This is a genomic window from Nesterenkonia xinjiangensis, assembly GCF_013410745.1.
GTDB classification, from domain to species: domain Bacteria; phylum Actinomycetota; class Actinomycetes; order Actinomycetales; family Micrococcaceae; genus Nesterenkonia; species Nesterenkonia xinjiangensis.
Genome location: NZ_JACCFY010000001.1, coordinates 2,020,281 through 2,045,091, shown reverse-complemented (window position 1 = coordinate 2,045,091; position 24,811 = coordinate 2,020,281). Strand labels below are relative to the sequence as shown.

At 69.1% G+C, this 24,811-nt stretch carries 21 protein-coding genes and 2 riboswitches; of the genes, 8 read left to right on the top strand and 13 right to left on the bottom strand.

Annotation, left to right across the window (positions count from 1 at the left end; translation table 11 throughout):
• Positions 1–141: 141 nt before the first annotated feature.
• Positions 142–1,557 (top strand): aspartate aminotransferase family protein, encoded by a 1,416-nt coding sequence (locus tag HNR09_RS09310; RefSeq protein WP_179541778.1) that lies wholly within the window; start codon positions 142–144, stop codon positions 1,555–1,557.
• Positions 1,558–1,584: 27 nt separating this feature from the next.
• Here the strand turns inward: HNR09_RS09310 and HNR09_RS09305 are convergent, their stop codons facing one another.
• From HNR09_RS09305 to HNR09_RS09285, 5 genes are all read right to left on the bottom strand, one after another.
• Positions 1,585–3,111 carry an amidase gene (locus tag HNR09_RS09305; protein WP_179541777.1) on the bottom strand — a complete coding sequence of 509 codons (1,527 nt, stop codon included), beginning with the start codon at positions 3,109–3,111 and terminating at the stop codon, positions 1,585–1,587.
• Entirely contained in the window at positions 3,108–4,457 is a 1,350-nt protein-coding gene (locus HNR09_RS09300; protein WP_179541776.1) for a M20 family metallo-hydrolase, read from the bottom strand. Before HNR09_RS09300 ends, HNR09_RS09305 begins: the two co-directional genes overlap by 4 nt.
• A 96-nt stretch (positions 4,458–4,553) precedes the next feature.
• Positions 4,554–6,068 (bottom strand): sodium:solute symporter family protein, encoded by a 1,515-nt coding sequence (locus tag HNR09_RS09295; protein ID WP_179541775.1) that lies wholly within the window; start codon positions 6,066–6,068, stop codon positions 4,554–4,556.
• Entirely contained in the window at positions 6,068–6,349 is a 282-nt protein-coding gene (locus tag HNR09_RS09290; protein WP_179541774.1) for a hypothetical protein, read from the bottom strand. Before HNR09_RS09290 ends, HNR09_RS09295 begins: the two co-directional genes overlap by 1 nt.
• Before the next feature lie 253 nt (positions 6,350–6,602).
• Positions 6,603–7,520, bottom strand: coding sequence for a LysR family transcriptional regulator (locus HNR09_RS09285; RefSeq protein ID WP_246348774.1), 918 nt, complete (start codon positions 7,518–7,520; stop codon positions 6,603–6,605).
• 138 nt (positions 7,521–7,658) lie between these two features.
• On the opposite strand from HNR09_RS09285, the gene mmsB reads away from it, so the two are divergent.
• From mmsB to HNR09_RS09265, 4 genes are all read left to right on the top strand, one after another.
• The gene (mmsB, locus tag HNR09_RS09280) at positions 7,659–8,672 is read left to right on the top strand and encodes a 3-hydroxyisobutyrate dehydrogenase (protein WP_179541773.1); all 1,014 of its coding nucleotides are present in this window, start codon (positions 7,659–7,661) and stop codon (positions 8,670–8,672) included.
• A gap of 5 nt (positions 8,673–8,677) precedes the next feature.
• Positions 8,678–10,219, top strand: coding sequence for a CoA-acylating methylmalonate-semialdehyde dehydrogenase (locus tag HNR09_RS09275; RefSeq protein ID WP_281366345.1), 1,542 nt, complete (start codon positions 8,678–8,680; stop codon positions 10,217–10,219).
• A gap of 74 nt (positions 10,220–10,293) precedes the next feature.
• On the top strand, positions 10,294–11,835 hold the full coding sequence (locus HNR09_RS09270; protein WP_179541772.1) for a GntP family permease: 1,542 nt from the start codon (positions 10,294–10,296) through the stop codon (positions 11,833–11,835).
• Positions 11,836–12,119: 284 nt separating this feature from the next.
• Positions 12,120–12,524, top strand: a complete 405-nt coding sequence (locus HNR09_RS09265; RefSeq protein WP_179541771.1) for a YtxH domain-containing protein — start codon at positions 12,120–12,122, stop codon at positions 12,522–12,524.
• A gap of 69 nt (positions 12,525–12,593) precedes the next feature.
• Here the strand turns inward: HNR09_RS09265 and HNR09_RS09260 are convergent, their stop codons facing one another.
• The gene (locus HNR09_RS09260; RefSeq protein WP_179541770.1) at positions 12,594–14,024 is read right to left on the bottom strand and encodes an LLM class flavin-dependent oxidoreductase; all 1,431 of its coding nucleotides are present in this window, start codon (positions 14,022–14,024) and stop codon (positions 12,594–12,596) included.
• A gap of 338 nt (positions 14,025–14,362) precedes the next feature.
• Here HNR09_RS09260 and HNR09_RS09255 point away from each other — a divergent pair, with 338 nt between their 5' ends.
• Genes HNR09_RS09255 through HNR09_RS09245 form a run of 3 tightly spaced genes read left to right on the top strand, consistent with a single transcriptional unit; the run spans position 14,363 to position 17,163 of the window.
• On the top strand, positions 14,363–15,493 hold the full coding sequence (locus HNR09_RS09255) for a hypothetical protein (protein ID WP_179541769.1): 1,131 nt from the start codon (positions 14,363–14,365) through the stop codon (positions 15,491–15,493).
• A 16-nt stretch (positions 15,494–15,509) separates the two neighbouring features.
• Complete coding sequence (locus tag HNR09_RS09250) at positions 15,510–16,661, top strand: ATP-binding protein (protein WP_179541768.1); 1,152 nt, start codon at positions 15,510–15,512, stop codon at positions 16,659–16,661.
• A 22-nt stretch (positions 16,662–16,683) separates the two neighbouring features.
• Positions 16,684–17,163, top strand: coding sequence for a GNAT family N-acetyltransferase (locus HNR09_RS09245; protein WP_179541767.1), 480 nt, complete (start codon positions 16,684–16,686; stop codon positions 17,161–17,163).
• Positions 17,164–17,270: 107 nt separating this feature from the next.
• On the opposite strand, the gene HNR09_RS09240 is transcribed toward HNR09_RS09245, so the two are convergent.
• Genes HNR09_RS09240 through HNR09_RS09210 form a run of 7 tightly spaced genes read right to left on the bottom strand, consistent with a single transcriptional unit; the run spans position 17,271 to position 24,366 of the window.
• A complete protein-coding gene (locus HNR09_RS09240; protein WP_179541766.1) occupies positions 17,271–18,665 on the bottom strand; it encodes an LLM class flavin-dependent oxidoreductase in 1,395 nt (464 codons plus the stop codon).
• Entirely contained in the window at positions 18,662–19,927 is a 1,266-nt protein-coding gene (locus HNR09_RS09235; protein WP_179541765.1) for an acyl-CoA dehydrogenase family protein, read from the bottom strand. The genes HNR09_RS09240 and HNR09_RS09235 overlap by 4 nt, the downstream gene beginning before the upstream one ends.
• Positions 19,924–20,850 (bottom strand): MetQ/NlpA family ABC transporter substrate-binding protein, encoded by a 927-nt coding sequence (locus HNR09_RS09230; RefSeq protein WP_179541764.1) that lies wholly within the window; start codon positions 20,848–20,850, stop codon positions 19,924–19,926. The genes HNR09_RS09235 and HNR09_RS09230 overlap by 4 nt, the downstream gene beginning before the upstream one ends.
• Entirely contained in the window at positions 20,847–21,746 is a 900-nt protein-coding gene (locus HNR09_RS09225) for a MetQ/NlpA family ABC transporter substrate-binding protein (protein ID WP_179541763.1), read from the bottom strand. The genes HNR09_RS09230 and HNR09_RS09225 overlap by 4 nt, the downstream gene beginning before the upstream one ends.
• Positions 21,743–22,699, bottom strand: a complete 957-nt coding sequence (locus HNR09_RS09220; RefSeq protein ID WP_218881910.1) for a MetQ/NlpA family ABC transporter substrate-binding protein — start codon at positions 22,697–22,699, stop codon at positions 21,743–21,745. Before HNR09_RS09220 ends, HNR09_RS09225 begins: the two co-directional genes overlap by 4 nt.
• 60 nt (positions 22,700–22,759) lie before the next feature.
• Positions 22,760–23,422 (bottom strand): methionine ABC transporter permease, encoded by a 663-nt coding sequence (locus tag HNR09_RS09215; protein WP_179541762.1) that lies wholly within the window; start codon positions 23,420–23,422, stop codon positions 22,760–22,762.
• On the bottom strand, positions 23,422–24,366 hold the full coding sequence (locus HNR09_RS09210) for a methionine ABC transporter ATP-binding protein (protein ID WP_179541761.1): 945 nt from the start codon (positions 24,364–24,366) through the stop codon (positions 23,422–23,424). Before HNR09_RS09210 ends, HNR09_RS09215 begins: the two co-directional genes overlap by 1 nt.
• 7 nt (positions 24,367–24,373) lie before the next feature.
• A riboswitch (SAM riboswitch) is annotated at positions 24,374–24,488 on the bottom strand.
• Positions 24,489–24,689: 201 nt separating this feature from the next.
• A riboswitch (SAM riboswitch) is annotated at positions 24,690–24,806 on the top strand.
• Positions 24,807–24,811 lie beyond the last annotated feature (5 nt).

The window sequence follows — 24,811 nt, the reverse complement described above, 5'->3', positions numbered from 1 at the left end:
TGTCGATCACTGGCACCCACGATACATGGGATGTACGGATCAAGCCAAGCATCAGTCTGTGAACAACTGATTTCGTTGTTGAAACAGATCTTTTTCGCTGATTCTCTTGAATGAGGGGCGTGGCCGGTGCACCATGGTGAGATGACTCGACCCCCTCTGCCTCAGGATGAGACGACTCGCCTCCAGACCGCGGCGACACGGCATCTCTGGATGCACTTCACCCGGCACGGATCCTCACCCGAGGACCACGTGCCGATCATGGTGCGTGGCGAAGGGGTCCACCTCTGGGACACCCAGGGCAGGCGGTACATCGACGGACTGGCCGGCCTGTTCACCTCTCAGCTGGGACACGGACGCCGGGATCTCGCCGAGGCGGCGGCGGCGCAGACCACCGAGCTGGAGTTCATGCCGCTGTGGTCCTACGCCCACCCGCCGGCCATCGAGCTCGCCGAGCGCCTGGCCCAGCTCACCCCCGGCGACCTGAACCGCGTGTTCTTCACCAACAGCGGCAGCGAAGCGGTGGAGACGGCCTGGAAGCTGGCCAAGAACTACTTCCGCCTCACCGGCAGGCCGACCAAGCACAAGGTGATCAGCCGTGCGACGGCCTATCACGGCACCACCCATGGCGCGCTGTCCATCACCGGCATCGCCGGACTCAAGCAAGACTTCGAGCCCCTGGTCCCCAGCACAGTGCACGTCAGCAACACCAACGCCTACCGCGCCGCCGAGCTCACCGCGGGAGCCCTGGAGGTCCAGGACCAGCAGAGCCTCGAGCGGTTCGGCATCTGGGCGGCGGACCAGATCGCCCTGGCGATCGAGGCGCAGGGGCCGGACACCGTGGCCGCGGTCTTCCTGGAGCCTGTCCAGAACGCCGGCGGCTGCTTCCCTCCCCCGCCCGGCTACTTCCAGCGCGTCCGCGAGATCTGCGACGAGCACGACGTGCTGCTCGTCTCCGACGAGGTCATCTGCGCCTTCGGACGGCTGGGGCACATGTTCGGCGCCGAGCACTTCGGCTACCAGCCGGACATGATCACCACCGCCAAGGGCATCACCTCCGGTTATGCGCCCCTGGGCGCGGTCCTCGCCTCAGACCGGCTGATGGAGCCGTTCCTGGAGCCCGGCGCGATGTTCGGCCACGGCTACACCTTCGGCGGGCACCCGGTCTCCACCGCCGTCGGCCTCAAGAACCTGGAGATCTTCGAGGAGGAGAAGGTCCTCGAGCACGTGCAGCAGAACGCCGGAGCCTTCCGCAGCACCCTGGAGAAGCTGCTCGACCTGCCGATCGTCGGAGACGTCCGCGGGGAGGGGTTCTTCTACGGGATCGAGCTGGTCAAGGACAAGAGCACGCGGGCCAGCTTCAGCGCCGAGGAGTGCGAGCGGATCCTCTACGGATTCATCTCCAAGAAGCTCTTCGCCGAGGGCCTCTACTGCCGGGCCGACGACCGTGGCGACCCCGTCATCCAGCTCAGCCCTCCGCTGATCGCCACCACCGAGGACCTCGAGGAGATCGAGCAGATCCTGCGCAGCGTCCTCAGCGAGGCGTGGAGCCTGATCTGATCCGTGGACCTGCTGGCCGGGGAAGGATCATCCGCCAGAAGTCCGCCCGGGGCGGCGGTGCGCCCAGGGACGGATCTTTTCGAAGCGTGCGGCGATGTCGAAGACCGCGGCCTCGTCGTAGGGGTGCCCCACGATCTGCAGCCCCACCGGCCTGCCCTGGTGGATCCCGGCCGGCACCGACATCACCGGGCACCTGTTCGCCACGTTGAAGGGGACGGTCATATGCGCCTCCCAGTAGTGCTCCAGGTGCCGTTCCCCGCCCTCGAAGACGTCGTCCACGGTGAGTCCGTCCAGGCACGTGGCTGTCGCGGGGAGGGACGCGATCGCCGAGACCGGGGCGACCAGGGCGTCCGCCCCGGCCATGGCGGAGTGCAGCTGCTCCTGCATGAGGCGCTCCCGGTCCACAGACTCGAACAGGGAGATCCGACGCGCCTGCCGACGCGCGTCCTCCATGAACCGCAGGGTGTAGTCCTCTGCGGTGTCCTCCCGGCCCCGGAGCAGCTGCCCCATGCCGTCGGCGAGGAGATGCCCGAAATGCGCCATCGTCACCTCACGGATCTCCGCCGTCGTCCACGGCAGCTCGACCTCGACGATCTCCGCCCCTGCCGATTCCATGGCGGCCACGGCCTCATCGACCTGCAGCCGCACACCGCGCTGGACCGGATAGTCGCCCAGCGAAGGCGAGTAGACGATCCTCCGCCCGCGCAGATCCTCCGGGGCCTGCTCGAGCGCCATGGTGGGGACCTCCCGGGTGGGCACCGTCACATGATCGCCAGGATGCGGCCCGCGCATCACCTCGGTGAGAAGCGCGACGTCGCTGACCGTCCGGGCCATCGGACCGTCCCCGCGGTACCAGTCTGCGGCGAAGGGACCCGCCCCCGGCACGGCTCCGTACGGCGGCTTGTAGCCGACCACGCCGGTGAAGGCCGCCGGGAGACGGGTGGAACCGGCGATGTCGGAGGCAGTCGCCAGCGGAGCCATCCCCGCGGCGAGCGCCGCGGAGGCGCCGCCTGAGGAGCCTCCCGGGCTCAGCTCACGGTCCCAGGGGTTCCGTGTCACGCCCCAGAGGCGAGTGTGGGTGAAGGTCGCGCAGGAGAACTCCGGCGAGGCCGTCCGGCCGTGGACGATGCCACCATGGCGGCGGATCCGTTGCACCACAGGATGGTCCGAGTCGGCGATGACGTCGGCGTAGGCTCGCATGCCCTGGCTGTGGGACCTGCCCGCCAGAGCATGCTTCTCCTTGGTGGCCACGGGGAGTCCGAGGAGACGGCGGTCGCCTGATGGGCCGCCGGGGCTCTGCTCCGACGGGGTGCGCAGGTATTGGCGGTCGGCTTCCTGCGCCAGCCGGCGCGCCTCCTCGTGGAGCACCTCGGTGAAGGCGTTCACGGGCCGGGGCTCGGCCTCGTCGTCCTGGATCCGCCGGAGCAGGTGCTCCAGGTACTCGCTCGGCGCCAGCTCTCGACGGGCGAAGCGTCGCAGCACCTCGACGGCGGAGACGAGGCCCAGCTCTTCGGAGTCGTCCACCGTCGTCGGGCTGGGACTCTCTGCCGTCATCCTCGTCCGTCCTCCCGGTCATCCGCCGCGCCGCCGCTCTCATCGGATCCGCCGGACGCCGTATCGGCCAGCTCTCCGGCCACGAGGCGTGTCACGACACCGGTCAGCACCCGCAGGCCGGTCACCATGTCTTCGTCGGAGGTGAACTCCCGCTCGCAGTGGGAGACCCCATCGGCTGAGGGGACGAAGAGCATCACCGAGGGCACGATGCGGTTCATCGGGACGGAGTCGTGACCGGCCAAGGTCGCCAGCACGGTGGAGTCGACGCCTTGGTCGCGGCTGGCCTTCTCGGCCAGCTCCACGCCGTCGGCGGGGAACCGCTGCACTGGGCGGACGTCGAAGTCCTGGGCCTCGATCTCGACGTCCCGGCGGCGAGCGATCCCCTGGAGGCGCTCCAGGAGCAGACCGCGTGCTTGATCGACGTCGCTCGCCCGGTCCGCCCGCAGATCGACGACGAGGTCGACCTGACGCGGCACGACGATCGGAGAGTTGGGCTGGACGTCGAACTTCCCCACCGAAGTCACGATGGTCTCCGGCTCGAACTCCTCGACCACCTCCTCCACGGCCACCACGACGTGCGAGGCGGCGATCAGGGCATCGCGGCGATCAGCCATCAGCGTCGCGCCGGTGTGTGACTGCTCTCCGATGACGCTGACCAGCAGCTTCTGGGTGTGCCAGCTCCGGTCGACGATCCCGATCGGCACGCCCGAACGCTCGAGGCGTCGCCCCTGCTCGATGTGGATCTCCGCATAGGCGGCGGCCTTCGGGGCGGGGTCGACCCCCCGGCGGCCGGTGGATTCCAGGGCCTGGGCGACGGTGACCCCCTGAGGATCCGTGGTCTGCAGGGCGACCTCAAGGTCCAGGATCCCCGCGTGGACCGAGCTCCCCATGATGGACGGGGCGAATCGGGCACCCTCCTCGTTGAACCAGTCCACTGCGGCCACGTTGTACCGCGGATCCAGAAGTCCTGCGGAGACTGCGGCATCAGCTGCGGCCACCGCATGCAGGGCCGCGACGACGCCGTAGGTCCCGTCGAAGCGCCCGCCACGAGGCTGACTGTCCAGATGGGACCCCACGAGGACGAACGGAGCGCCGGGCACCCACTCACGGAGTGCATAGATGGTGCCGATCGCGTCGGTGACCACGCTGAGCCCCAGCTGGCCGGCGCGCTCCTCGAACCAGCGACGCACCTGGCCGTGCTCTGCGGTGCCCGCCTGGCGGTCGATCCCACCGGCCGGCGTCGCGCCATAGCGGGACGTGTGGTGGAAGTCCCTCAGGAACTCTCGATCCTGTGGTCTCACAGTGGGGTCGCCGGAATCGGCTCCCGCTGCCGCCTGGTGCGCCATGGGTCTCATCGTCCTTTCCCGTGCATGCGCGGTGCATGCGGTGGTTGCGAGCAGTTCTCGTCCTGCGGCCGGTGCGCGGCCCGCGCCTCCCGGCGGTCAGCGGCGCACGAGCTCCTCCTGCGGTGAGCCGGAGTCCCAGCGTCCTCGATCGAAGTCGCGGGTGCGCGCCGCGAGCCTCGCCAGGATGCCGGTCTCGCGGGGTCGGGTCACGAGGCTGACTCCGATGAAGACCACGAGGTTCAGCAGCAGGGAGAGCAGGCCCCCACCTCCGTTGGCGAAGGGGCCCGGGACCGTGGCCGGCAGCGCGGTGAACAGCACCAGGCTGCCGACGCCGACGACGAGCCCCACGGAGGCGCCGGTGACGCTGGCCCGCTTCCAGAACAGCGCACCCAGGGTGGGAATGATGACCTGCGCCAGACCGGCGAAGGCGACCAGCCCGATGGTGACCAACAGCCCTGGCACGTAGAGGGTCATCACGTAGGCGATCGCGGAGAAGACCAGGATGGCCCAGCGCCCCACCCAGACCCGTTTGTTCTCGGGGAGGTCCTTCTGCACGTACCTCTCGTGGAAGTCGATCGTGTAGCTCGCCGCCATGGCATGGACCTGGGAGTTGGCGGTGGACATCGCCGCCGCCGCACCACAGGCGATCAGCACCAGGGCGAGGACCACCGGAGCGTACTCGAGAAGCATGACGGGCAGCACCTGATCCGCCTGCTCGACGTCGGGATCGAGGACCACGGCGGAGTTGCCGATGAGCATGGAGCCGACATAGCTGATGGCCGCCACCGCCAGAAGGAAGGGCATCAGGTCGAACAACCGTGGTGACCGGGTGGCGTACATGCGGGTCCACATCTGGGGGCCCATGAATGCACCCAGCGGTGTCACCACGAACATGGCGATCCAGGCCATCCAGGCTCCGTCGGCGAGGATGAGATTCTCCGGCTGGATCTGCTCGATCTCATCGAACATGGTCCCCATACCGCCGACCTCGCCGACCAGGAAGATGCCGGCGGTGATCATCCCGAGGAACAGGAGCACCCCGTAGAACACGTCGGTCCAGGCCACTGCGCGGAGCCCGCCGGACCAGACGTAGATGATGATGACCAGGTAGAAGAGGAGGCCGGCGAGCCAGAACGGAAGCGCCCCGTCGGAGGCCACCTCCATCAGGTACGCGCCGCCGGTCAGCTGGATCTGCAGATGCGGAAGCGTGAACACCAGCAGGATGACGGCGATGAAGGTGCCCAGCCTGCGTGAGCCGTAGAGGTCGACGAAGAAGTCCCGCGGAGTGACGTAACCTCCGCGCTTGCCGTGGAACCAGATCCTCTTGCCCACGACGTAGTACATGACCCCGAAGAAGATGTTCCAGGCGATGGCGGTCCAGTACAGCGGCCCGTCCAGATAGAAGCTGGCGTTCGACCCGAGGAACGCGAAGGCGCTCCACCATGTGGCGGCCACGGTGAAGAACACCGCCACGGATCCCATGGCCCGCCCCTGGAGGAAGAAGTCCTCGGCAGTGGCCGTCGACTTCCGTGAGGCGAAGGCGCCCATGGCCAGGGGGACGAGGAGGAAGGCGGCGATGACGATCAGTCCGGCGATCTCAGTGGCGGACATCAGTGTGCACCTCCGGTCGGCTCAGGAGCGGGGTCCGGGGCATCCGATTCATCGCCCTCCGACGCGGCACGACGACCCCAGTGGGTTCGGTACCCGATGAACAGGACCACACACATGAACGCCCAGATGACGACGTTGAAGCCATAGATGAAAGGCATGCCGAGGATGCGGGGCTCCACCATGTCATGGAAGAAGAGCACCCCCGGGAACTCCATGAGGGCGAAACCGGCCAGGATGCAGGTCCACAGGACCACAGCCAGCCGAGTGGGCTTCTTGATCATCTGCTCGGGCCTCCTTCGATAGGTCTGACGGTCATCACCGCTTCAGGTCTACGCGATGCCCATGACCTCCTTGTTGAGGACTCATGACGTGAGGGTTTCCCCGGACGGCGCCCGAGCGCGAGCGGTGCCGACGGCGCACCGGGAGCAGCTCTGAGAGCCGTGCCACCATGCTCCCCCCGCCCGGCCGGAACCGAGGGGGAGCAGACTGTCAGGTGAACCACCCCTGCGCCTTACACGTTGTCATTCGGCGGGGTCAGCGGCTCAGCTCGTCCTCCATGCGCTGACCGCGTTGGCGCAGCGCGGCATAGACGGCCTGCACCGCAGGGTTGCGCAGCGCCTCCTGGCGACCGACCGCCCAGTACGACAGGTCGTGGGCGTACTCCTCAGCGAGCAGCCTGCGCAGCCGAGGCTCATGGTCGGCCACATAGTTCGGCAGCAGCCCGACGCCGGCCCCCGCAGTGGTGGCGGTGACGTGGGAGAGCACATTGGTGGAGGCGATGCCTCGGCGCATGGCCGGCAGCGCCTCGGTGGCCCGGTCGAGGTCGTCGATGGTCAGCACGGCCTCGACATAGTAGTTGAGCCGATGTCCGGCCAGCTCCGCGATGCTGCGCGGCCGGCCGTGCCGCTGCAGGTAGTCCTCGGTGGCATAGAGCCCCAGGGCGTAGTCCATCACCAGCTCCGCCTGGGCCCGGTGGACCTGCGGCCGACCGACCACGATCTCCAGGTCCAGTCCCGAGCGGGTCTGCCGGGCCCGTTGGGTGGCGCTGATGAGCTCGACGGCGAGGTTCGGGCTGGCCCGCTGCAGCGCCGCCAGCGCCGGGGTCGCCACGTGGACGGCGAAGGCATCCGGGGAGCCGAGGCGGACCACTCCGGAGATCCGACCGGCCTGCTCCCCGTCGCCGGACAGCGAGGCCAGGGCGTCCTCCACCCGCTCAGCCGCGGCCAGGACCCGCTGCCCCAGGGCAGTGACCTCCCAGCCGGAGGGGGTGCGCGCCAGCACACGGCCGCCCAGCGAGCGCTCCAGCGCGGCGATGCGCCGGGAGACCGTGGAGTGGTTGACCCGCAGCACGTCGGCGGCGGCGGTGTAGCGGCCCAGCCGGGCCACATGCAGGAAGGTCATCAGGGGCTCGAGGTGCTGGTGCGGCGGCTCCGCGGCCTGCTGGTCACGCATGGCCCGAGTGTGCACCAACGCACATCGGTCGTGCAATCTTGCCGCCCCCTCGTGCATTGTAGTCGAGACTCCACGCTCTTAGTGTGATCCACGACACATGCCCACCCTGCGGGGTGCCCGCCACTCGAGGAGGAACACATGGCCGTATACGGATGGATCGGACTGGGAAACATGGGCGGGCCGATGACGACGAACCTGGTGGCCGCCGGCCACACGGTCCGGGGCTTCGACCTGGACCCCGAGGCGGTCTCCGAGGCCGCCGCGCACGGCGTGGAGACCGTGGGCAGCATCGCCGAGGTCGTCGCCGGCGCCGACGTCGTGTTCACCATGCTCCCCCGCGGCGAGCACGTCCGCGCGGTCTTCGGCGCGGAGGACGGCATCTGGGCCACTGCTGAGACCCGCACGCTGCTGGTGGACTCCTCCACCGTGGACGTCGAGACCTCCCAGCACTGCCATGACCTCTCCGCGCAGCACGGATTCCGCTTCGTGGACGCCCCGGTCTCCGGCGGCATCTCCGGAGCGACCGCCGCGACCCTGGCCTTCATGGTCGGCGGCGAGGACGAGGCCGTGCGGGAGGCCACCGGCCGCATCCAGCCGATGGCCGGCACGATCATCGCCGCCGGGGCGGCCACCGCCGGCATCGCCGCGAAGATCTGCAACAACATGATGCTGTTCATCGATCTGATGGCCGCCTCGGAAGGGTCCCAGCTGGCCGAGCAGCTCGGCCTGGACCCGAAGGTCTTCTGGGAGATCGCCTCGGTCTCCTCCGGGCGCTCCTGGGCGCAGCAGACCTGGTACCCGATGCCCGGGATCGTGGAGTCCTCGGCCGCCAACCGGAACTATGACGCCACCTTCCGCGCCGATCTGGCGCTCAAGGACGTCAGCCTGGCCCTCGACGCCGGGGAGAGGACCGGAGTGAAGCTGCAGGCCGCCCAGCTGGCCCGGCAGAGGTTCGAGCAACTCATCGACGAAGGCTTCGCGGACAAGGACTGCTCGCTGATCGTGAAGTACTCCTCCCCCGACGGCGGCGCCCCCGGCTGGGACGGCACCGGCACCTCCGCGACGCCGTCCAGCACATCACCCAGCGCACGATCCCGCACATCACCCCGCACAGCCCAGGCCGCACCCACGGCCAAGACCGGAAAGGTCTGATCGCCATGACATCTTCCACCCCCGCAGGCTCCCCCACCGGAGCCGCCCGCGGCGTCGACGACGAGCTGCCCGTCATCGGGCATCACATCGGCGGCGAGATCATCACCGCAGCCGAGCGTCACTCCCCGGTCCGCAACCCGGCCACCGGGCGGGAGACGGGGCGCCTCGCACTGGCCGACGCCGAGCAGGTCCGCGCCGCCGTCGTCGTCGCCACCGAGGCGCAGAAGGCCTGGCGGCGGACCGGTCTGGCCCGACGGACCCAGATCATGTTCCGCGCCCGGCAGATCCTCGACGAGCGGCGCGCCGAGCTGGCGGCCACGATCACCGCCGAGCACGGCAAGGTGCTCTCCGACGCCGACGGCGAGATCACCCGCGGACTCGAGAACGTGGACTTCTGCACCGGGCTGATGCATCACCTCAAGGGCGAGTACGCGGAGCAGGTCTCCACCGGCGTGGACGTCCACCAGGTGCGCCAGCCGCTGGGGGTCGTCGCCTGCATCACTCCCTTCAACTTCCCGGTGATGGTCCCGCTCTGGATGGTCACCACCGCCATCGCCGCCGGCAACGCGGTGATCCTCAAGCCCTCCGAGCGCGACCCCTCGGCCTCGCTGCTGATCGCGCAGGCCTTCCGCGACGCCGGGCTGCCCGACGGCATCCTCAACGTGGTCCACGGGGATAAGGAGGCCGTGGACGAGCTCTTGGTCCACCCGGAGGTCTCGGCGGTGTCCTTCGTGGGCTCCACGCCGATCGCCAAGCACATCTACGCCACCAGTGCGGCCCATGGGAAACGGGTCCAGGCGCTCGGCGGAGCGAAGAACCACATGGTGGTCATGCCCGACGCCGACCTGGACTCCGCCGCCGACGCCGCGGTCTCTGCGGCTTACGGCTCCGCCGGGGAACGCTGCATGGCGATCTCGGTGGTGGTCGCCGTCGGGGACGTCGCCGACGGCCTGGTCGAACGCATCCGCTCCCGGGCCCAGAGGCTGAGCATCGGCGACGGGGCCGACCCGGCCTCCGAGATGGGCCCGCTGATCACGCCTGAAGCCCTGGAACGGGTCACCGGCTATGTGGCCGGCGCCGCCGCAGAGGGCGCCACCGTGGTGCTCGACGGCCGGGAGCAGACGTTCGACGGCGAGGGGTACTTCATCGGCGCCTCGCTGATCGACCACGTCACTCCCGGCATGAAGGTCTACGACGACGAGATCTTCGGCCCGGTGCTCTCCGTGGTGCGCGTGGACAGCTACGACGCCGCCGTCGACCTGATCAACGCCAGCCGATACGCCAACGGCACTGCGGTGTTCACCCGCGACGGCAAGACCGCCCGTGAGTTCGAGTTCGACATCGAGGTCGGCATGGTCGGGGTCAATGTGCCGATCCCGGTGCCGGTGGGCGCCTTCAGCTTCGGCGGCTGGAAGGACTCGCTGTTCGGCGACACCCACATGTACGGCCCGGAGGCGTTCAACTTCTACACCCGCCGCAAGGTGGTCAGCAGCCGCTGGCCCGAGCCCAGCGAGTCGCAGATCAGCCTGGGCTTCCCCACCCATTGACCCGTCCGGCGCGCGTTCCCGACCCTGCCTGGCGGGGCGAGAACGTGCCCGGACCCTGACCCTCGGGAGAACCTGTGACCCTCGGACTCGTCGGCATCCTCGTCTCGCTGGTGCTGCTGATCACCCTGGCCTATCGCGGAGTGACGATCGTGGTGGCTGCCCCGATCTCCGCACTGGTGGCGATGGTGTTCTCCGGTGCGCCGATCCTGGCCAACTACACCGAGATCTTCATGCCGGCGCTGGCGAACTTCATCGGTCAGTACTTCCCGATGTTCCTCACCGGAGCGATCTTCGGGAAGCTCATGACGATGGCGGGATATGCCACCGACATCGCTCGGGTCGTCACCCGATGGCTGGGCCCGAACCGGGCGCTGCTGGCCACCGTGCTGACCACCGCCCTGCTGACCTACGGCGGAATCAGCGTCTTCGTGGTGGTCTTCGTGATGTTCCCGCTGGCCAGGGAGCTGTTCCGCGCCGCGGACATTCCGCGGCGGCTGATCCCCGGCGCCATCGCCCATGGCATGCTCACCTTCACCATGACGGCGCTGCCGGGTTCTCCGCAGGTGCAGAACATCATCCCCGGGCAGGCGTTCCAGACGAACACCTTCGCCGCGCCGGGGGTGGGCATTCTGGGAGGGACGGTCATCTTCATCCTGGGCATGCTATGGCTGGAGCATCGGAAACGGCAGCTCGCGGCACGCGGCGAGCACTTCACCGATCCCACCGCCCTGGAGCTGCGCAACGGCGCAGGTGCGGACATGGGTGCGGGCGCCGCGGAGATGTCGGTGGGTGATGGATCGTCCCCGGGCTCCTCCGCCGGGCAGACGAGGACTTCGCACGGGCCGGGTGCCGCGGTTGCCCACACGACCGACAGCACCTCTCCGGCCCCGACGGGCACGCCCGGCATGCTCACCCCGCCGAACCATGTCTTCCCCTTCATCCCGGTGCTGCTGGTCTTCGCCCTCAACTTCGGCTGCACGATGCTGCTGTTCCCTGCGATGGACTGGGGGCACCTGCAGGAGGACAAGTACGGAGGGATCGGGCTGGATGACCGGACCGGGGCCTGGGCGGTGCTGTGTGCGCTGGCCGGTGCGATCGTGGTGATCCTGCTGATGAACGTCCGTCATCTGCGCTGGATCCTACGTGGGATCACCGACGGGGCGCGCAACGCACTGCTGCCGATCTTCAACACCGCCTCCGAGGTCGGGTACGGCGCCGTCGTCGCCTCCCTGGCAGCCTTCATGGTGATCCGCGACGGCATCTTCGGCGTCAGCGAGAATGCCCTGGTGGCCTCGGCGCTGTCGACCTCAACCATCTCCGGGGTGACCGGCTCGGCCTCCGGCGGGATGACGATCGCGCTCAACGCGCTGGGTGAGGAGCTGCGCGACCTCGCGGTGGACCAGGGGATCAGCCTGGAGGCTATGCACCGGATCACCGCCATGGCCTCCGGCGGGCTGGACTCGATGCCGCACAACGGCGCGGTGATCACGCTGATCATCGTCTGCGGGATGACCCACCGAGAGTCCTATAAGGACGTCGGGGTGGTCTCCCTGGTGATCCCCGTGCTGGTGACCGCCGCACTCATCCCGGTGGTGCTCGCCGTCGGCAGCTTCTGAGGCGCACGGGCCCGAACGGCACCGTGGACCCCACCGTGGATCGCACCGGGGATCGCACCGGGGATCGCGGAGCGTTAGGCGCAGGCTGATCAGGGTGGTGTCAGGGTCGAATCCGGGTCGGATCCGGGTCGTGACCTGGTGACACGACCCCGCCCTCGCCAGTAGTTTCGAAGGACCGGCGGGGCCGGAGGGCCGCCGGATCGGCACGCACGACACGCACGACGCCGAGACCGGCATCTCCTCCCCGCACCGACCAAGGTCATGACGGAGCGAAGGAGTTGACGATGGGACTGCTCTCACTGGGTGTCGGCATGGCCGTGGGCTATGTGATCGGCACGAAGACCGGCAGGGAAGGCTTCGAGAAGGCGCGCAGGTCCGCCTCGGAGGCCTGGAACGACCCCGACCTGCAGGAGAAGATCCAGGACAGCGTCGCCTCGGCGACGGACACTGCCAGCAAGGTGGCCCAGGATGTCGCCGAGACGGCCAAGCGCGCCGCCACCGCGGCCGCCGAGGCCGTCAAACAGGGCACCGCCGAGGCGACGGAGATCTTCGACGAGGAGTTCCACGCCCCGGAGACCGTCCCCACCAGCCATGGCGACGTCGACAGCGACCCCGGGCTGAGCACCGAGAAGGACGGCAGCGACTGGGCGCAGGAGGGTGGCAGCCCCGGCACCCGCGAGGGCGGCTGACCGAGGCCGGGCCTCTCCGACCCGCCTCCCCCGCCCGACGCGTTGACTCCGGCGTGGGGAGGCGGAGCCTCAGACCTGCGCGGTGTGGCGACGGCGCAACTGGAACTGTGCGCCGTGGTGGCGCTCCGGCAGGTGATCCCCAGCGCCGAAGAGCTTGTTCCGCAGGGTTCCCGGGGCGTACTCGGTCTTGTACCGACCCAGCTTCTGCAGCTCCGGGACCACGAACTCCACGATGTCCTCGAAGGTCCCCGGGGTGATGTGGTACGCCAGGTTGAACCCGTCGATGTCGGTCTCGTCCTGCCACTCGGCCAGCTGCCGGGCCGCAGACTCGCCACCGCCGACGATCACCGGGCCGAACCCTCCGACGCCGACCCACTCGGCCAGCTGCCGCACGGTCCACGGCTCGCCCTCCCGACCGGAGGCCTTCTGGAAGGTCTCCACCGTGGACTGGATCGCATTGGACTCCACATCCCCGATCGGCTGGTCGAGGTCGAACCGGCTCAGGTCCAGACCCATCCACCCCGACATCAGCACCAGGCCGCCGATCGGATCGATGTACCGGGTGAGCTCCTCATACTTGGCCTGCGCAGCGGCGTCGTCGGCTCCGGTGACCACTGTCTGCATGGCGAAGATGCGCACGCTGTAGGGGTCCCGGCCGGCGTCGACCACGCTCTGCCGGATCCGCTGCACCGACTGGCGGGTCAGCTCCTTGGTCGGCGAATTGATGAACACGGCCTCAGCGTGCTTGCCGGCGAAGGCGCGTCCACGGGTGGAGGCCCCAGCCTGGTAGACCACCGGCATCCGCTGAGGAGAAGGCTCCACCACGGAGATGCCCGGAGTCTTGAAATGCTGGCCCTCATGCTCGATCCGATGCACTTTGGAGGCATCGGTGAACACGCCGGTGGACTTGTCCGCGACGACGGCGTCGTCCTCCCAGGAGCCCTCCAGCAGCTTGTAGACCACGTCCATGTACTCGTCGGCGTGGTCGTAGCGGGCGTCGTGCTCCAGCTGATCGTCCTGGCCCATGTTCTGCGCCGCCGAGGGCAGGTAACCGGTGACCACGTTCCACCCGACACGGCCCCCGGTGAGGTGGTCCAAGGTGCCCAGTCGGCGGGCGAACGGGTACGGGTGCTCGTAGGCGGTGCCGGCGGTGAGCCCGAAGCCGAGGTTCTCGGTGACGGCGGCCATCGCGGAGACCAGCAGGAACGGGTCGTTCACCGGAACCTGGGCCCCGGAATGGAGGGCGGCGTCGGGGTCTGCGGCGAAGACGTCATACGGGCCCAGCACGTCAGCGATGAACAGGCCGTCGAAGAGGCCCTTCTCGAGGATCTGGGCGACGTCGGTCCAATACCTGAGCGTGTTGTACTCCCGAGCGCGGTCCTCCGGGTGGCGCCACAGCCCGGGAGACTGGTGCACCACGCAGTTCATGTCGAAGGCGTTGAACAGGATCTCGCGTCGCCCGGCGGGCGTCGTCGGCGGCTGGATGTGGTGGTCGGTCATGCGTTCCTCCTCGTGGCTCGCCGATGCAGCACTCGAGACAGTGCACCCTGCACGTCGGATGCGCGCAGGAGAGGAGTCCTCCATCGGTCCTGGCATGAGCACCCCGGCGCTCCGGAGCCCGCCCCGTGGGACGCCCGACGGCGATGCCGCGAGCTGGGGCCGGGCCCGGACCGCCTGTGTCACCGTGACGGTCGGGTTGCTGCGGCGTCGTAGAGCCAGGTCTCTCAGCCGCTCTGGATGGTACGGCTCGCACTCTACCGTCCAGGCCGGGAGCGCGGGGAGGACGCTTCACATTCCGACGCCATGCATGGGCCCGGCCGGGGGATATCCTGGTGCGCATGGCCAGCCACGGGAACGCCTCGCAGTCGACCTCCGACGTCACCTCCGACGCCGATGCCGGGCCGGCCGGCGTCGTGCTCGGTGAGGACCCCACCGCTCTGGAGCGGTTCATCGCCCACCAGGTGGAGCCGCGCGCCGAGGAGCTGCGCGAGGTCTCCCAGGTCCCCGGGCATCTGGCGCTGCTGCGGCATGAGCTGACGCGGCGCAGCATCAGCATCCGCGAGGTCGGCGCGAAGAACTCGGTGCTCCTCTTCGGAGGAGTCGTCGTGGGAGGCATGGACCACACGATGACCACGCTGGTCAGCGCGAACGCGCGGCGGATCTCCCGCAGCAAGGCGCTGACCCGACGCCACCTCGAGCTCCAGGAACTTCCTGTGCCTTCCGGGCGCACGTTCAGGGAGGACGAGATCACCGAGGCCGCCAAGTACCTGGGATCGCTGCCCGGGCTGGGGGTGCTCAAGCCGGTGACCGGACGATCCGGGCACGGGATCAGCACGCACCTGAGCAATGCCGAGGATCTGCAGCGCGCCTGGCCGCTGGCCCTGGAGGCCCGGCTGACCCAGGATGCGCCCAGCAGGAAGCTGCTCGTGGAACAGTTCCACGACGGCCTGGACCTGCGGGCGTTCGTCGTCGGGAACACGCTGGTCTCCGCGATCGTGCGGGTCCCACTGCACGTGGTCGGCGACGGGTCCTCCGAGCTGCGCACCCTGCTGGAACGCACCTTCTCCCGACGCCAGCGCCACCGCAGCCTGGCCGAGAACATCCCGGAAGTCCGGGAGGAGGACCTGCACCCGATGGGCCTCTCGCTCTCCACCATCCTGGAGGAGGGCCAGCTGGTGATCCTGAACCAGGCGGCGAACCTCCGCGCCGGGGGGATCCCGGTGGATGTCACCGATCAGCTCAGCGAGGAGATCGCCGACCTCGCCGTCGACGCCCTGTGGTCGATCCCGGGGCTGCACGCGGCGGGCATCGACCTGCTGGTGCCGGACCTGGGTACCGCCGAGGGCGCCGTGGTGCTGGAGGCCACCGTCGGCGCGAGCCTCACCCCGCATCATTTCCCCGCCTACGGACGCCCCCGGAACGTGGCCGGGGCGATCGCTGAGCAGATCCTGCTGACCGCCTCGCGGTGAGGATATCCTGAGAGCCATGTCCTCTGACTCCTCCTCCCCTGCGGTCAGCGCTGCCTCCGAGCACGCGGTGCCCGAGGCCGCCGCACGCCGCCCGGAGCGGCCCGCACCAGTGCTCTCCGGCTCCGCCGACGTCGTCGAACGCTTCATCGCCGAGCAGGTGGAGCCCCGAGCGGATCAGCTGCGCACCTGGAGCAGCACCTCCCAGCATGACCAGCTGCTGGCCGCGGCCGCCAAGCGCAGGAAGATCACCGTCAAGACGATCAGCGACTCGAACCGCCTGCTGTTCCTCTCCGGCGTGGTCATCGGTGGGATGGACTCCATCATCACTTCCCTGGTCAGCCACCAGGCGCGGCGCGTCTCCCGGTCGAAGCAGATGACCAAGAAGTACCTGATGGCCTCGGAGGTGCCCACACCGCAGGGTCGGGCGATCAGCCCGACCGAGTTCTCCCGCGCGGTGAAGTACATGAAGGCCCTGGGCGGCCCGGTGGCGGTGAAGCCCTCCGCCGGGCGTGCCGGCAAGGGCATCAGCACCGCCGTGCGCACCGAGCCGGAGCTGCGCCAGGCTTGGCAGCGGGCGATGGCCTCACGCTCGGCCACCGCGGACTCGAAGTATCAGATGATCGTCGAGGAGCACCACCCGGGACTGGACGTCCGTGTCTACGTGGTGGGAGAGAAGGTGGCCGGAGCGATCGTACGGGTGCCGTTCCATGTGGTCGGCGACGGCGTCTCCACGGTGGGCGAGCTGGCAGAGGCGGAGATCAGCCGACGCGGGGACAACGCCTACCTGCGCCCCCGGCAGCCGAAGGTCACCGACGAGTTCCTCGAACCGATGGGCCTGACCAGGGACGCCGTGCTGGAGTCCGGGCGAATCCAGCGGCTCACCGAGATCGCCGACACCTCTCGTGGAGGCGGCCTGGCAGTGGACGTGACTGATGAGCTGCCCGAGACGCTGCGCGAGCTCGCCGTGGACGGGCTCTGGTCAATCCCCGGGCTGAGCGCCGCCGCCGTCGACCTCCTGGTCCCTGACCTGGAGTCGGGCGAGGGCGCGGTGGTCCTGGACGTCAACCCGTACGCGAACCTCATGCAGTTCCGCTACCCTGCCTACGGACAGCCGCGCATGGTCCACGACGCCATCATCGAGCAGATCCTGCACCGCGCCTCGAAGTGAGGCGCTGAGGGGAGGTCCGGGGATGAACGACGACGGCGCCCAGGTGCGGCGGGCAGGACCGGAGGACGCCGACGTCCTCGCCCGTCTGCTCGACGACTTCAACACCGAGTTCGGCTCCCCCACTCCCGGGCCGGCGGTGCTGGCCCACCGGCTGCGGCGGCTGCTCGCCACGGAGCAGACCCGCGCCTGGCTGGTGGCGGAGCAGGCCTCCGGACGCCAGGCGGGCCTCGCACTGGTCACTCGGCGTCCGAACGTATGGTGCGACGGCCCGGTGGATCTGCTCGATGAGCTCTATGTGGCCCCCGCGCATCGTTCCTCAGGGCTCGGAAGCCTGCTGATCCAGGCGGTCCTGGACGACGCCCGGGCCGGTGGAGCCGACCTGGTGGAGGTTCCGGTGGACGCGCCTGATGTGGACGCCCGCCGCTTCTACCGCCGGCACGGATTCCAGGAGATCGACCCGGACACCGGCGATCTGGCCCTGTTGATCTGGCAGGAGCTCTGAGCGCTCGGCCCGCATCCAGCCGTGGTGAAGGCTCCCGACGCCGGCCACGCGGCCATGCCCAGTGAAACCACGGGGCCGACGTCGGGAGAGTCTCTGTGGTGCTCGGCTCAGCGGGCGAGCGCCTCTCCGGCCGGGGTCGCAGCCGGGATCTCAGCCCGGCGCGCCGGGTGGTCCTCGGCCAGGTGAGGCCCGGCCCCGCCGAGCTGCTCGCGCAGCGTCACCGGCTCGTGCGGCCGTTCGGCCAGCAGCCCGCGACGGTGCAGCTCAGGGGTGACCAGATCCCGGAAGCGTTCGAAGTCGGCCGGTCGCACTGCGGCGGAGACGTTGAACCCGTCCACTCCGGTGATCTGCTGCCAGCGTTCGAGCTCGTCGACCACCTGGGTCGGATTCCCGACGATCAGCGGCCCGCGGCCACCGATGGAGATGAACTCCGCGGCGTCCCGGACGGTCCACCGCTGGGTGGGGTCCTTGGTGAACATGGCCAGCGCGGACTGGTTGGCCTCGGTCTGCACGTCGGCGATGACGTCGTCCTCCTGAAGCCCGGAGAGGTCGACGCCGGTCCAGCCGCCGAAGAGGGTGAGCGCGGCCTCGGTGTCCACGTGTTCGCGGTACTCCTGGAGCCGGTCCTGGGCCTGGTCCTCGGTCTCGGCGACCACGATGGTCACCATGGCGAAGAACTGCACGGACTCCGGGGCTCGACCGGCCGCCGCGAGGGCCTCACGCGTGGCGGTGACCTGCTGGGCCAGCTTCTCCGGACGGGAGCTGATGACGAAGATCGCCTCGGCGTGGTCCACCGCGAACTGCTGGCCGCGGGACGAGGAGCCGGCCTGGAACAGCAGCGGGGTGCGCTGCGGCCCCGGGTGGGTGAGCATCTCCCCGGGCACCGAGAACCAGCGGCCCTCGTGCGCCACCGGGTGCACCTTCTCCGGGTCCACGAACACTCCCCGCTCGGCGTCGGCGACGACGGCGTCGTCCTCCACCGAGTGCTCGAAGAGCCTGTACATGACCTCCATGTACTCGTCGGCGCGGTCGTAGCGCTCGTCATGCGGGATCTGCCCCTGCATCCCGAGGTTCCGGGCCGCGGAGTCCTGGTAGCTGGTGACGATGTTCCAGGCGATCCGTCCGCCGGTGAGGTGATCGAGGGTGGCGAAGCGCCGGGCCAGCAGGTACGGCGCCTCGTAGGTCACCGAGGCTGTGACCCCGAAGCCCAGGTGGGTGGTGGCCGCTGCGAGTGCGGGGACGATCACCTGCGGGTCCAGCAGCGGGTACTGCACTCCCCCGCGGGCGGCGGCCTCGGCGCTGTCGCCGTAGACGTCATAGATCCCGGGCACGTCGGCCAGGAACAGGCAGGAGAAGCCGGCGTCCTCCACCGTGCGGGAGAGCTCGGTCCAGTACTCCAGGGTGTCGAACTCGGTGATGCGCGAGTCCGGGTGGCGCCACAGCCCCGGCGATTGGTGGACAGGGACGAGCATGTCGAAGGCGTTGAAGATCATGGTGTTCATCGTCGCGCCCCCGTGGCCTCGCCGATCGCGTTGAGCCCTTCGGGCAGGGTCCCGTTGATCTCCCAGTCCCCGATGGACCGGGCACGGAAGACGATGGGGTTGTGGGTGGCGATGGTCTGGGCGTTGCGCCAGTGCCGGTCCAACGCCTTGGTGCGCAGGGTGGCCGAAGCGCCGACGGTCTGGAACAGCTCCTGGGTCACCCCGATGACGATCTCCGGGACGGTGACCTGGGCCTGCTCGACGGCGATCTCGGCCGCGTAGACGGCCTGCGGCAGCTCGCCCTCGAAGCCTGTCTCGTGGGTGCCCACGGCGAAGCCCGCCTCCAGGGAGCGGTCATGGATCCGGGCGACCTCCAGCACGGTGGCCTCCGCGGCGAAGGCCTTGGCGGACATCGTGCCGATGATCTGCTGGATCAGCGGGTCCTCGCGGAACAGCTGCCCGGAACCGGAAGTGTTGAAGGTCCGGGTCCGCTTGGCCACCAGCGCGACGGCGTCGGCGACGGCGGCACGGGCGATGCCGACCTGCACGGCGAGCAGGTACAGCTGGAAGAAGGCGGCCTCATGGATCGCTTCGTGGGAGCCGGGCACCCGGTCCAGCACCGCGACGTCCTCGACCGGGGTCCCGTGGAACCGGGTGGTGCCGGTGCCGGTGAGCTTCTGCCCGAAGCCGTCCCAGTCATCGATGATCTCCACACCCTCCGCGTCGGTCGCGACGACGGCGAACCGGCGGCCCTCCTGACCGGCTCGGGAGGCGGAGACCCGCGTGTAGTCGGAGAAGATGGTGCCGGTGGAGTAGAACTTCTCCCCGTCGAGGCGCCAGCGGCCGTCGTCGTCCTGGGTGAGCACCGTGTTCAGCGTCCCCAGGGCGTTGCCGCCCTTCTCGGTGGAGGCGTTGCCCACCGTGCCGCCGGCCAGGACGCGTGGATACCAGGCCTGCTGGATCTCGGCGGGCTGGAAGCGCAGAGAGTCCACGAAGCCGAAGTGTCCGCGGTAGAGGTGTGCCACGTTGGAGTCCGCCGCGGCCAGGCGGATCACCTGCCGGACCAGGTCCTCCACGGTGCCACCGGGCCCGCCGAACTCTCGCGGGACCCGCAGCGCCCCGAAGCGGGCCTCATCGAGCTGTCGGACGGGCTCGAAGGGCAGCTCGCGCTCCAGCTCGCGGTGGACCGTGCCGGCGGCGATGGTCTGCAGCAGCTGATCGGGCAGCGCGGCCTCACGGGCCGCGGGTCCGGTGTGGGTGATGGTGTCGGTGGTGGTGCTCATCGGCTGTTCACGTCCTCCCAGGCGGAGTGGATGTCGCGGTCGAAGGCGGGGGTGAGGATCCCGTCCAGGTAGTCGCCGTACCAGGCGGCGATCTCCTCGTCGTGGAAGGCGCTGGTCAGCGCCTCGTGCTTCTCAGGCTCCTCCTCGGCGAAGCCGGGGCGGGCGCAGACCGCCAGGGCGAAGGGCAGCGCCTCCTCGGAGGACTCCATGATGAGGACCTCCTCGGGCATGACGTCCACCTCGGCGAGCAGCCGGGCGAAGCCGAAGACGGCGTCCACGTCCGGGTAGATCTGCCCGACCGACTGCTGGTCCACCTCCACGAACTCCAGGTCCAGCGGGTTGGCGGTGATGTCATGCACCGAGAGGGCGGCGACGTGTGTGGACTCGTCGATCTCGATGAGTCCCCCGCGGGCCAGCAGCCGGATGCCCCGGCCGTTCGTCGCGGTGTCCACCGGCAGCGCGATGCGCGCTCCGGCAGGGATGTCCTCGAGGGTGTCGTGGAAGGCCGAGTAGATCCCGGAGGGCTGTTCGAACATGAAGAACAGCGGCTGGATGTCGAGGTCGTTGTCCTCGTTGAACTGCCGCAGGTAGCTGATGTTCTGGAAGAAGTTGACGTCGTACTCGCCGTTGCTCACCGCATGGTTGGGCTGGATGATGTCGGTGACGTAGGTGACCGAGACGTCCCAGCCGTCCTGCTCCAGGATCTGTTCGGCGAGCTTCGTCGGCTCCTGGAACGGCGCGGACTCGGTGACGATCAGCCGCAGCGTGCGGTCGTTCCCGAGTGCGCCGGCGATCCCGCAGCCGGAGGTGAGACTCCCGACGCCGGCCAGGGCGGCCATGCCCAGTGAACCGCTCAGCAGCCGGCGCCGGGAGAGTCTGGTGTCCCCGTCCCCCGTGGGGGTCCGGGTGGGGCGGTCACTCATCCGGCCAGCTCCGCCCAGGCCTCATCGACATCGACGTCGAAGGCGGGGTCGAGCACGCCGTCGAGGTAGTCGGCGAACCAGTCGCGGACCTCCTCGGACTGGTAGGCCCGTTCGAGCGCCTCGGCGGCCTCCGTGCCGGCGAAGTCCGGGGCGGCGGCGACCACACAGGTGAAGGGCAGCGCCACGTCCTCGTCTTCCAGCGCGAGGGTGTCCTCGGGCCCGAGGCCGATCTCGGAGGCCAGCCGCAGGAAGGCGAAGGCGGCGTCGACGTCCTCGATGCTCTGCGCCACGGACTGCTGGTCGACCTCCACGAACTCGAAGTCGTGCGGGTTGTCCTGGATGTCCCGCTGGGAGAGTTCGGTGACGGCGACCGACTCGTCGATCTCCAGCAGACCCGCATCCGCGAGGAGCTTCAGTCCGCGCCCGTTGTTGGCCGTGTCCACCGGCAGGGCGATCTGGGCCCCATCCGGCAGGTCGGTCAGCTCCTCGTGCTGGGTGGAGAACAGCCCGCCGGGGGCCTCGTAGACGGCGAAGACCGGCTCGATGTCCAGTCCGTGGTCGGCGTTGAACTGGTTCAGGTAGGCGAAGTTCTGGAAGAAGTTGGCGTCGTACTCCCCCTGGGCCACCACCTGGTTGGGCTGAATGATGTCGGTGACGTAGGTGGTCTCCAGCTCCCAGCCGTCCTCGGCCAGCAGCTCCTTGGCGATCTCGGTGGGCTCCTGGAAGGGCGCCGACTCGGTGACGATGATGCTGATGGTCCGGTCCTCCTCGCCGCCGTCGGCCAGTCCGCAGGAGGTGAGGCTCCCGACGGCGGCCAGCACGGCGATGCCCAGTGCACCGTACCGGGCCCGCCGTCGGGAGGGAGCGGGGGTCCGGGAGGTCGGGTCGTGGCTCATGCGGCGAAGTCCTCCCAGACGGCGTCGACGGAGTCGACGGTGAAGTCATCGGTGAAGTCCAGGGAGCCCTCGAGGTACTCGTCGAACCACTGCTGGACCTCCGCGGACTGGAAGGCCTCCTGCAGGGCGGCGGCCTTCTCCGTGTCCTGGAAGCCGGGCGCCCCGGCGACCACACAGGTGAAGGGGATGCGGACGTCCTCGTCCTGCTCCAGGATCAGCGCGGTCTCGTCGACGTCGTGACCAGCCTCGGCCACCAGCCGGGCGAAGGCGAAGCCGGCGTCGACGTCGGGCAGGGTCTGGGAGGTGGACTGCTGGTCCACCTCGATGAACTCGAAGTCCTTCGGGTTGGCCGTGATGTCCCGCTGGGAGAGTTCGGTGACGTCCTTGGACTCGTCGATCTCGATGGCGCCGGCGTCGGCGAGCAGCTTGATCCCGCGGCCGTTGTTGGCGGTGTCCACAGCCAGCGCGACCTGGGCGCCCTCGGGCAGATCCTCGATGCTGTCATGCTGCAGCGAGAAGATGCCGCTGGGCGCGTAGTAGACGGAGAAGGCCGGCTCGACGTCGGTGCCGTTGTCCTCGTTGAACTGGCGCAGATAGGCCAGGTGCTGGAAGAAGTTGGCGTCGAACTCACCCTGGGCCACGACCTGGTTGGGCTGGATGATGTCGGTGACGTAGGTGGTCTCCAGGGTCCAGCCGTCCTCGGCGAGGATGTCCTTCACGATCTCGGTGGGGTCCTGGAAGGGTGCCGACTCGGTGACGATCATGCTGATCGTCCGGTCATCCTCTCCGACGGCCTCGGCGAGTCCGCAGGAGGTCAGGGCGAAGGTCCCGACGGCGGCGAGGCCGCTGAGCAGCAGGCTGCGGCGGGCGAGGCCGGAGGAGGCCAGGGAGCCGGAGCTGGTGATCGATCCGGACACTCCGGGAGATCCGAAGGTCGTCAGTGTGCTGGGCATCGTGGAGTCTTTCATCTCAGAGGTGCAGGTGTTCTGCGGAGGAATGGGGTGGGGGCGCCGTCAGGCGCGCTTGTCGGTCAGCCGCGCGACGCGGGTGCCGCTGAACTGGACGAAGGTGACCAGGGCGATCATCAGCACGATGGCGACCATCATCACGGCGGTCTCGTAGCGGTAGTAGCCGTAGCGGATGGCGAAGTCGCCGATGCCTCCGCCGCCGACCAGCCCGACCATGGCCGAGTAGGAGATGAAGCTGACGGTGGTGATGGTGATCGAGCCGATGATCGCCGGCTTGGCGTCGACCAGCAGCACGTTGCGGATGATCTGGCCGCGCGTGGCTCCCATGGCACGGGAGGCCTCCACGGCCCCGGAGCCGAGCTGAGTGATGTTCTGCTCCACCAGCCGGGCGAAGTACGGGATGGCGTTGATGGTCAGCGGGACGATCGCCGCCGCGGTGCCCACGGTGGTGCCCACGATCAGCCGCGTGAAGGGGATGATCGCGATCAGCAGGATCAGGAACGGGAAGGACCGGACCATGTTGACGATTCCGCTGACCACTGCGTGGGTGCGCGGCGTCGGGGCGATGCCGCCGGGGGCGTGGAGAAAGAGCCAGATCCCCAGCGGGGTGCCGAAGAGCACCGCCAGCGGGATGGCCACGCCGATCATGACGAAGGTCTCGAGCATGGCCTGGACCAGCTCGGGCTGGAGCTCGATGAGGCGTTCCATCAGCGGGGACCCCCTTCGGACGAGGCTGTCGCGGCGACCAGCCCGGAGGCGGTCCTGGGTTCCCGCCCGGACGCCGGCGGATCAGCGCCAGGTCCCTGGTCGGCGCCTTGATCGGCGCCCGGGTCAGCGCCCTGGTCAGCGGCAGACGGCTCGGAGCCGGCGCGCACGCCGCCGCCCCGACGGTCCACGGAGATGCCGTCGCTGACCAGGTAGCGACCGATGGAGGTCCGCGGGGCGAAGCCCTCACGCCGCAGCTCGGCGGCGTGGAACTGCTCGACCACTCGGCCGGACTCCATGACGGCGACGTGGTCGGCCAGGGCCTTGATGACCTCCATCTCATGGGTCACGATGACCACGGTGATGCCCAGCTCGCGGTTCACATCGGCGAGGTACTGCAGCACGGTGGCCGTGGTGAAGGGGTCCAGGGCCGAGGTGGGCTCGTCGCAGAGCAGCACCTCCGGGCGGGTGGCCAGCGCGCGGGCGATGGCCACGCGCTGCTTCTGCCCGCCGGAGAGCTGTGCGGGGTAGACCTTCGCCTTCTCGGTGATGTCGACGATCTCCAGCGCCTCCGCGGCGCGCTCACGACGCACCCTGCGGTCCCTCTCCCCCGCGAACTTCAGGGAGAGCTCCACGTTCTGCGCAACGGTCAGGTTGTTCACGAGGTTGAAGCCCTGGAAGATCATGCCGATCTGGTGGCGAGCGCGGCGCAGCGCCTCGCCTCCGAGCCCGGTGAGCTCCGTGCCGCCCACGCGCACCTCCCCGGAGGTGGGGCGCTCGAGCAGGTTGATGTTGCGCAGCAGGGTGGACTTGCCGGCCCCGGAGAATCCGATGATGCCCTGGATGCTTCCGCGGGGGATCTCCAGGCTGACGTCGTCGACGGCATGGATGGGGTCCTTGCCCCGTGCGGCGGGGAAGGTCGTGGACACATGGCGCAGTGAGATCATCGGGCATTCTCCATCGTCTCTGGCGTTAGCACCGTTCCCCGGTCCGCGCCGTGATGGCGTGGCTGCTCGGGAGGTTGCTGCGACGTCGTCGAGCCAGATCTCTCAGTCGCTCTGGATGGTGTGGCGAGCACCAGACTACGCGCTGTCGATGAACACTCGTCAAATCTCATCGATAAGTTCATGTCACGAGGCGTAAGAATGTACGGACATCTGCGAGGTCGCCGGATGGGCGACAGCACGGTCACCAGGCCTGATGTCTCCATGTGTCACTCCCCGAACATCCCTTTGATCGTGCTGCGCTGCGCGCGTACCCTGGAGCGACGAAACCATCCCGAGCGGCCGAGAGATCTGGCTCGACGACGCCGCAGCAACCTTCGGACGTGCTCCGCCTCTCTCGGCGGACGCCTCAGAAAAGGTGCTACCGCCAGGGCCGATGGGAGTTGAT